Here is a 633-nt window from a genome sequence, read left to right on the forward strand (position 1 = left end):
TGACGCTGGAGCGCAGTGATTTCACCTTGCTGATGCAGTGGTTGGGTGAGATGGAACAGTTGGGTGTGAGCGTGCTCCAGCTTGATGTGAATGCCGTGGACGGTGCGCCCGGCAGGGTTGATATCAGCAAACTGGTGATGGAGCGTGTTAATGAAAGCTAATGCTCTCCACACTGACGCAAACAAGGGGCTAGCGTTCAAAACGAAAGTGCTGGGTGCCCTGTTACTGATGCTGGGCTATCTGTTTTTCCTGGCGCTGGATGCCCCCGCGCGGCTGTTGACGCGATGGCTACCGCCGGATCTGGCGGTTAACGGTGTTAGCGGCACCGTCTGGCACGGGCAGGTTGATGTGGTTCGCTGGCGCGGTAGCAATGTGGGCGCGGTGAGCTGGGATGTCACCTTCTCTGACCTGATGCCCGCGCTGGCGCTGACGTTCGATAGCCCCGACGGGCCGCGCGGTAAAGGTGTGATCCGGGGCTGGCAGCAGGCGCAACTTTTCCAGTGGCAGGTGTCTGTTCCGGCGGCTTACGTGGTGAATAAATTGCCGCTGATTGTCCCGGTCAGCGCACAAGGGAACGTGCAGTTGCGACTGCAACAAGCGGTTATCGATCCGCGTGGATGCCAATCGCTGTCG

Annotated in this window: 1 protein-coding gene; it reads left to right on the top strand. The window is 59.4% G+C overall.

Annotated elements, in window-relative coordinates; all coding sequences use genetic code 11:
* Positions 1–150 precede the first annotated feature (150 nt).
* Positions 151–633: type II secretion system protein N (gene gspN, locus J5224_RS33705; RefSeq protein ID WP_264629225.1), on the top strand; the 483-nt coding region annotated here is incomplete at its 3' end.

Source organism: Candidatus Symbiopectobacterium sp. NZEC135 (assembly GCF_025962695.1).